This window comes from Rahnella perminowiae (genome assembly GCF_019049755.1).
In the GTDB taxonomy this organism is placed as follows: domain Bacteria; phylum Pseudomonadota; class Gammaproteobacteria; order Enterobacterales; family Enterobacteriaceae; genus Rahnella; species Rahnella perminowiae.
The window spans coordinates 1-8,292 of the sequence record NZ_JAFMOS010000412.1 but is presented as its reverse complement, the minus strand read 5'-3'; the positions used below and the strand labels follow the sequence as shown (position 1 = coordinate 8,292).

The following is an 8,292-nucleotide window of genomic DNA, read 5'->3' as shown; positions in this document are numbered from 1 at the left end:
TCATAAAACTGAACGAACCTTTGTATCATTTAAATTCAACGAGCTAGCGTGAAAAGTCTTCCCGATGCATGTTCAGTTTTCCCTCCGCATCGGGAGAATTTGGTAGTCAGATTTGGGGTCATTTCAGTTCGATTATGGAGTGACTAATTTGCTGCGTCGGGGTTGTCCATATTCTTTGCGACGAACGCTCAGTCTGCAGCCTTCCATTCAGAAAGCATTTTAAGGGCGCTGTCGTAGTGACCCGTCGCCCCGGCTGTACGTAAAAATCTGGCGCGCTCAACGATGATTTCATCAGGTGTGGGCTCTGCATGCAAAAGGTCGATCGTCTCATTAAGGAAGTCTTCCAGCGGCATGGCATGCTCGTCACTTTCCTGACCAAACAATGTGGTTTGTACGCCTGGTGGCGCTAACTCAATTACGCGTACGGAAGTGTCGGCGAGCTGAACACGCAAGCTTTCAGTGAATGAATGAATCGCAGCTTTTGTGGCGCTATAGGTCATGGCAATAGGGAACGGGACAAATGCTAATGAGGAGCTGACGTTGATGATAATGCTATCGTTCTTTTGAGTGAGTTGAGGCAAGAACGCATAAGTCATACGAATGGTCCCCAGAAGGTTGATCTCAACGGTCTGTTGCGCAATCTTCACTGCATCCTGATCCAAAACATTTTCGCTCAACATAATACCGGCGTTGTTGATGACAACATTCAGGTCGGGGTAACGCACTGCCGCGAGTTCGCTTGCCCGGGTAATGGAACCGGCATCGGCAATATCGAGTTCAATGGCCTCGATGCCGGGGTAATCGTTTGTGATTTGATCAAGTAAAGCCTTGCGACGGCCAGCTACAATGACCTTATTGCCTGCTTCATGAAAACGTACCGCCAGGCCCAGCCCTATCCCCGACGTGGAACCCGTGATGAGGATCGTATTACCTGAAGTTTTCATATGTTTCTCCGGATTGATGAAAAAGGTAGAATGCCAAACGGACAGTTGTCCGACAGGAAAAAATTAACGGACAATTGTCCGTTAAGCAAGTTTTAATATTGTGGACAGGAGGACTGGTGACACAGCAACAAAAAACGGGTCGCCCGGCACGGGCTGACGCGCAGCAAAACCGCGAGCGTATTCTGTCGGTTGCACTTCAGGAACTGACCGTTTCCGCAGACGTGCCCCTAAGCACGATCGCGAAGAAGGCAGGCGTCGGGCAGGCCACTTTTTATCGCAACTTCCCGACACGGGAGGTATTAGTGATGGAGGTTTATCGCTATGAGATGTTGCAGGTCACAAAGTTTGCAGAACATTTGCTCCGGACCTGCGCACCCGAACAGGCGTTGCGTGACTGGATGAATCGCCTTGCCGAATATGCAATGACCAAAGCAGGCCTGGCCAATGCCATTCGCGAGGTATCGCTCTCGCGGGACTGTCCGGAAAAGGCAGGCTATGCCCCTGTCATTGCTGCCGCTCAGTTGTTACTTGATGCCAATAAGAAAGCGGGAACTATCCACCCGGGGGTTACCACTGACGACTTTTTCCTGGCAATTGCAGGGATATGGCAGCTCGATTTTAATGATGAGTGGCAGCCCCGGCTAACCTGGCTCATCGACATGGTGATGGCGGGATTGCGCGCGGGGGCACCGTTACGCTCAGTTTCTCAGTAGACGACAACCACAGCGTACATGCAGGAGAGTGGCGAAACAGCCGAAGTCTCCCGGGGGTCTGAACAATAATTGCCTCGCCTTTTCATTATTTTTTAAGCCTGGCATTGATTGATATTTGCAATACGTGGATCGGGTTAAAAACATCAGACGCAAAGGCGTTCTTATTTGCCGGGATTACGACATGCTCCATCCAGACAACGTCTTAATTGGTGGCGCATCTCTGGAAGAAGACCGCAGTCGTATTCCGGTGGGTTCGGTCCCTGGCTGGTTATATGTGATGAGGTTCCGGATCCGCAAAAGTTTGCGGTTCGATAATGACGTGACCACCAAAGGTATCTTAACGACACTAAAATCCGCCGTCTCAAGCCTTCTGAAAAACCTTTCCAGGTTTACGATTCTGTTCCCCGGCATCCGTAACCCCTATAAACCAATGTGTGAAAATGCGGTTATTAACCCGGCCTCTCCTCAAGGGTAAAAAGTTGCTGCCCGCTACTGACGATCTCACCCGTTGCGCACAGCACCTCAGCAATCACACCCCCGGTGACTGCCACCACCCGGTTTTCCATTTTCATCGCCTCGACGATGGCAAGCGTATCGCCTTCCTTAACGAATGCGCCCGGTTCTACCGCGATAAATACGATGGTTCCCGGCATGGGGGCTGTTACGCCATTGCCAGTCGAACGGTTATTCTCTTCCAGATGCAGCTGGCTATCGACCCGGTATCGCTTGCCCGCCAGTATCACTTCCACGATCCCTTTTCTCTCTCTTCCCTGCCAGCTCACATCACCACACTGCCCGCCCCAGCCATGATCCACCGGCGCGATAGTGATGGTGAATGTCTCCGGACCAATAGCCGTCAGTACCTGGGTATTACCGAGCGTCAGCAGGTTGACAGCAATTTCATTCCCCTGATAGCGGATATATATTTTTCCTGCGGGTGCCGCCGGGTCTAATGCCTGCCGGTCACTGTTTCCCTGTAGCCCGTACCAGGGGGAAGAGGTACGCCCTGCACTTTCCTGCTTTGCCAGCAGTGCAGCTGCGCTGGCAAAGGCAGCCAGTGGCCCGACTGAAACGTCACGCCCCGTAAGAAGTTGGTCAATTAACCCGGTATGCAGGTTACCGGCCATCACCCGGGGATGGTTTAATAATTCCAGGAGAAAGCCACTGTTGGTCGTCACCCCAAACACCCACGTCTGAGTCAGTGCCTGCACCATTTTAAGCCGGGACTGCTCGCGATCTGCGGCATGGACAATAAGTTTAGCAATCAGCGGATCGTAAAACGCAGGTACCTCGCCATGGTGGTCGAAAGCACTGTCGGTCCGGGCTGTCTCCGGCCATGTTACTGTGGCCGGTCCTGGCGAGGGAGTAAAGTCATCGTCCGGATCCTCAGCATATATACGGCTCTCAAAAGCATGCCCCTTACTGACTATCTGCGACTGAGACAAGGGCAGTTGTTCGCCCGCCGCAATTTTGATCTGCCACTCAACAAGATCCAGTCCTGTGATCATTTCTGTCACCGGATGCTCTACCTGCAGGCGGGTGTTGACCTCAAGGAAATAAAACCGGTTGTCAGGCGCAACGATAAACTCAAATGTTCCCGCATTAAAATAGCCTATTTGCCGTGCCCCGTTGACGGCCGCGTTTAACATTGCTTCGCGAACCTCCGCAGAGATGGACGTCGCCGGGGCTTCTTCGATAATTTTCTGATGCCGCCGTTGCAGTGAACATTCTCTTTCATACAGGTGCACCACCTGCCCGTGCTTATCACCCATGATCTGCACTTCGATATGACGCGGCGAATGGATATAGCGTTCGATCATCAGACGGCCATCGTTAAAGTTAGCCCTGGCGATACGCACGGCCGCGGCAACGGCCGCCTGCATTTCAGCAGCCTGCTCCACCACCTGCATCCCTTTACCCCCGCCACCCGCGACAGGCTTGAGGATCACCGGATATCCTATTTCTTCAGCCAGCGCATTCAGCACACTGAAGGATTCAGAAGCTTCCTGCGATCCGGGGAGTACTGGCACTCCCGCTTTTTCCATCTGTTGCCGGGCCAGAATTTTATTGCCCATATCGCGGATGATATTCGCCGACGGCCCGATAAACGTCAGCCCAGCCAGGGAAACCGCCTCGGCAAACTCCGGGTTTTCAGATAAAAATCCGTAGCCGGGATGAACCGCATCACAGCCCGAATGACGTGCGGCACTCACAATCGCATCAATGTTCAGATAGCTGTCAGCGGCAAGCGGGCCACCAATATTGACGGTCCGTATTGCACCTGACAGATGATCGGCTTCGGTATCGGCATCAGAATAAACCGCTACGTACTCAATACCCATTTCTCTGGCGGTGCGGGCAATACGTCGGGCAATCTCGCCACGGTTAGCAATAAGAATTCGATTCAACATGGTTCACATCCTGAAAACGCCAAAATGGGTCGTCTGCTGGGGTGCCTGGTGGGCAAGCGCAAGTCCCAACGCCAGCCAGTCGCGGGTATGTTCGGGAAGAATAACGGCATCCACCCACAAACGTGCAGCGACATACAATGCCTGTCCCTGCCGGTCATAAGCATCGCGGACCGGTTGTTTGACCCGTTCAGCCTCTTCAGCGGTGAAAGGTTGGCCTTTTTTTTCTAAATGCTCCTCACGCATCAGTGCCATCACCGTTGCCGCCTGCTCGCTGCCGACGACAGACATTTTCGCGTTCGGCCACATTGCCATGAGCTGCGGGCCAAGCGCGCGACCACACATCGCCAGATTGCCCGCCCCAAAGCTGCCGCCAATCAGGACAGAGAATTTAGGCACACGGGCGCAGGCGACCGCATTCATCATTTTGGCTCCGTGTTTGGCAATGCCCCCGGCTTCATACTCCGGCCCCACCATGAAGCCGTTGATGTTATGCAGGAACAACAAGGGGATATTGCGCTGTACACACAGCTCGATAAAGTTCGCCGCCTTCTGCGCGCTTTCTGAGTACAGCACCCCGTCATTAATCAACACCCCAACCGGAAAACCGCCGATATGGCCCGTTCCGCAAATGAGCGTGCGCCCATAGCGGGCTTTGTATTCCGTCAGCTCGCTGCCGTCCAGCAGGCGGGCAAGAATCTCCCGAACGGGGATAGGTTCACGCGGATTTGCGCTGATAATGCCAGGGATCTGGCGCGGATCGAACAGCGGCTCAACCGCCGCCAGCGGCGGTGACGCAAGCTTACCGGCATCACTGCGGGCAATAATGTCACGGACAATGTGCAACGCATGACGGTCATGTTCTGCATAGTGGTCGGCCACACCGCTATCCAGCGTATGGACATCGGCACCGCCAAGGGTCTGGGCATCAACAATTACCCCCGTTGCAGCACGCACCAGCTGCGGGCCGCCGAGGAAAATAGTGCCGTTGTCTTTGACAATCACCGTTTCGTCGCACATTGCGGGTATATATGCTCCTCCTGCGGTACAGGAACCCAACACCGCCGCGATCTGGGGTAAACCCGCCGCGGACATTTCAGCAATATTGCGAAAAATGCGCCCGATATGATGTTCATCAGGAAAAATCTCTTCCTGAAGCGGCAAATAAACGCCCCCCGAGTCCATCAGATAGACGCTGGGAAGTGCCATTTCACGGGCAATCTGCTGCATGCGCAGATGCTTCTTCAATGTCAGCGGATAATATGCGCCGCCTTTTACCGAAGCATCATTGGCGTAAATCGCCACTGCGCGATTTTTAACAATACCGATACCGGTCACGATCCCGGCCGACGGCACCGAATGTTCATATACCTGATGAGCAGCCAACTGCCCAATTTCAACAAAGGCGCTGCCTACGTCAATCAGCAGGGCGATACGTTCACGGGCTGAAAGTTTGCCACGCGCCGCCTGTTTCTGACGAGCCGCCTCCCCTCCTCCCTGGAGCGCCGCTTGCCGCGCTTCATCTATTGGCTGCTGCATCCGGGCAAATGCCTGCTGGTTTTCACGAAACGTCGGATTATCGGTGTAATGACGTGCTGCAATTGTCGCCATGGTGCCTCTCTTAGAAATTAAGCGTGGACTTTGAACCGGGCGATCAGAAAACTCGCCAGTCCGGTCAGCAAGATGGCCAGCGTCCATGTGCCGTGATGCTCCAGCAGCACGGCAAATGAGGAGGCAATTCCCGCCATCCCCTGCTGCAGAAACCCGCACAGCGCCATCGCGTAAGCACCGAAATCCTTACCATCGTTCACCGCCGCCGACATGCTGCTTGGGAACATCACCGCCTGGCCGAAAATAATCAGACAATACAGCAGGATAAAAATAACCAGTCCCGATGTGTGGCTAAGTAGCCCAGCCCACCACAGAACAAGCAGCGCCAGCGCGGAGATCGCGACCATCAACGAGCCACGACGCATTAAGGTGACCACTCCCGTAGCGTGCACGATGCGATTTACCGTCAATGCGCCGGCCAGATAGGAGATGCCGATAAGCAGGCCAAAGAGACCAAAGCTGGTCACCTCCAGACCAAAACTCTGCTGCATGACAAACGGACTGACTTCCTGCAATGTCACGGTCGTGGCAAAGCCCAGCCCTCCCACGCACGCTGGCCAGAAAAAACCTGGGCGCCGCAGAATGGTTAAGTAGGCGTGCGCCATACCCTTGCTGATCCTGGCAGGTTCGGCATACGCCATCGGCACCGTCAGTGAGAAAAGCAGCGCAACAAAGCCGGTGGCGGCCAGCACCAGGAAGGCAACCTGCCAGTGCAGGTAATAGCTGATAAGTCCGCCGATAAACTGTCCGCCGCCCAGCGCGGTAATAAACGCTACCGACAATACGGAAAGTCGTTTTGCCAGTTCCGCACCACTCCAGTTATCTTTAACCAGAATGCGCCCGATAATCGCGGCTCCCCCCGCGCCGATCCCCTGCAAGGCACGTAAAACCAGAAGCAGGTTAGCGTCCCTGCACCACGCCAGCAGCAGGCTGGTGCCGATAAATAACACCAGCGATAATGTCAGTGAGATGCGCCGTCCATAGCGGTCTGCCGCCGCTCCCCAGAAAATAACGGGCACCGCCGCGCCGACGACGAAAATCGAGATCGACAACTCTGTCGCGCTCTGGGTCATCCCAAGCTCCCGCATCACGACCGGAAGTGAAGGAAGGTAGATGGTGGTCGCCATCTGCGTCATGAACACGACCAGACAGGCCAGCGACATGATCCTCAACGAAAGCGTGTCCACGGCCGGAACACGGTAACTTTCAGATTCATTCATAGTTCGCTCGCAACTGGTTGACGTGCCCGGCAAACTCCGCAATCTCACTGCGGCTGATGTTTGAACGTAGCATAATGCGCAAACCTGCTTTACCGCGCGCAATGACCGGGAAGAAAATCGGAGAGGTATAAAAACCACGTTCAAATAGCGTTTTGGCGATTGAGATGGTCGCTTCCTCGGAACCTATCTGAATAAAACGTATTGGCAGCCCGTCATTGTGATTGTCATTTGCAATCAGCGAATCAAAATATTCGATATTTTGCTGCAGTTGATTCTGTAATTGCGTCAGCTCTTGAGTGTGATGAAGGGCGACCGACGCCAGGATCCCACCGAGCCCGGCAGTATTGATACGTTGTGACCAGAGGAATGGACCGGCAAAGCGAGAAATGAGCGTACGCTGTTCGTTATAAGGTCGCCGGCCAATAAACACCGCCCCTCCCGAAGCACCAAACCCCTTATTGAGAGAAGTAATAATGACCGTCCGGTCATTAATTTCTCCGAGCGTATCCAGTACAAGTCCCCTGCCAAGTTTACCCACAGTAGACAGGCCATGAGCCTCATCAAATAACAGGAACAGGCCATATTTTTCCTGTAAATGCAGAAGTTCTTTTACCGGAGCCTGGCCACCGGTGCTGTAAACCCCATCTGCCACATAGGCCACGCGCGGATATTTTTTGCAGATCGCTTCCAGTTGTTCCAGATCATTATGAGCAATGGTAATGACTTCGGTTTCATCAGCGCATACCGGTTTCATGATGTTAAGACAGAAATGAGCATTTTTATCGAAGACCAGCACCGGCGGTTGATTCTCCGTCAGCGCCCCGGATGCAACCAGCGGCAAAATACCCTGAGCAGCAGCGGCACAGGAGGCGACAGTAATCACGTCAGCACCAATAAGATCGGCCAGCGCCTGCTCAGCTTGCCCCAGAAGCTCAAACTGGATGCGTATGCGCGAGGTGGAGGTATTGAGCGAACCATTACTTTGCAAGGCGGCAATGGCCTGCCGGAGAATTTCAGGGTGTGAATCAAGCCCCAGATAAGAATATGAGGACATATTCACAAAGCGGTGATCACTGTTGACTTGCTGATGATGACCATTGCCAAGATTGGTGATTGCCAGGTTCGATAAACCTGAGTCCTGTGTTACCTGCCAGAAGCTGTTACTGATCTGAACGGCTTTCTTAATATTACTCCAGGTATTCATGCAGTTTGTCCCGTTTTAGTTAAGTTGGAATAAACTTGCATCAGAATGTAAAGAAAGTTAAATGCCAATTCTTAATATAATAACCCGGAAAAACATAATAAAATTTTTAATTAACACTCTACATTTTTGTATATTAAACATCAAAATCGGCATTTAAACCCTTCATCTATTTTGTGCTAATCATTATTAAGC

7 protein-coding genes are annotated in these 8,292 nt (G+C 53.0%); 2 read left to right on the top strand and 5 right to left on the bottom strand.

Annotation, left to right across the window (positions count from 1 at the left end):
- Window positions 1–188: 188 nt before the first annotated feature.
- On the bottom strand, window positions 189–944 hold the full coding sequence (locus J1785_RS06050) for an SDR family oxidoreductase (RefSeq protein ID WP_217219036.1): 756 nt from the start codon (window positions 942–944) through the stop codon (window positions 189–191).
- Window positions 945–1,060: 116 nt separating this feature from the next.
- Between J1785_RS06050 and J1785_RS06045 the strand changes: the two genes are divergently transcribed.
- Window positions 1,061–1,657, top strand: a complete 597-nt coding sequence (locus J1785_RS06045) for a TetR/AcrR family transcriptional regulator (RefSeq protein ID WP_129951000.1) — start codon at window positions 1,061–1,063, stop codon at window positions 1,655–1,657.
- A 181-nt stretch (window positions 1,658–1,838) separates the two neighbouring features.
- Window positions 1,839–2,132: a hypothetical protein gene (locus tag J1785_RS06040; RefSeq protein ID WP_217219035.1), complete on the top strand. Its 294-nt coding sequence runs from the start codon at window positions 1,839–1,841 to the stop codon at window positions 2,130–2,132.
- Here the strand turns inward: J1785_RS06040 and J1785_RS06035 are convergent.
- From J1785_RS06035 to J1785_RS06020, 4 genes are read right to left on the bottom strand one after another with little or no spacing between them, the layout of a single operon-like run.
- On the bottom strand, window positions 2,107–4,068 hold the full coding sequence (locus tag J1785_RS06035; RefSeq protein ID WP_217219034.1) for an acetyl/propionyl/methylcrotonyl-CoA carboxylase subunit alpha: 1,962 nt from the start codon (window positions 4,066–4,068) through the stop codon (window positions 2,107–2,109). The genes J1785_RS06040 and J1785_RS06035 overlap by 26 nt on opposite strands.
- A gap of 3 nt (window positions 4,069–4,071) precedes the next feature.
- On the bottom strand, window positions 4,072–5,676 hold the full coding sequence (locus J1785_RS06030) for a carboxyl transferase domain-containing protein (RefSeq protein WP_217219033.1): 1,605 nt from the start codon (window positions 5,674–5,676) through the stop codon (window positions 4,072–4,074).
- 17 nt (window positions 5,677–5,693) lie between these two features.
- Window positions 5,694–6,839 (bottom strand): MFS transporter, encoded by a 1,146-nt coding sequence (locus tag J1785_RS06025; RefSeq protein WP_217219037.1) that lies wholly within the window; start codon window positions 6,837–6,839, stop codon window positions 5,694–5,696.
- Window positions 6,840–6,888: 49 nt separating this feature from the next.
- Complete coding sequence (locus J1785_RS06020; protein ID WP_129950997.1) at window positions 6,889–8,100, bottom strand: aminotransferase class I/II-fold pyridoxal phosphate-dependent enzyme; 1,212 nt, start codon at window positions 8,098–8,100, stop codon at window positions 6,889–6,891.
- Between the last annotated feature and the right edge of the window lie 192 nt (window positions 8,101–8,292).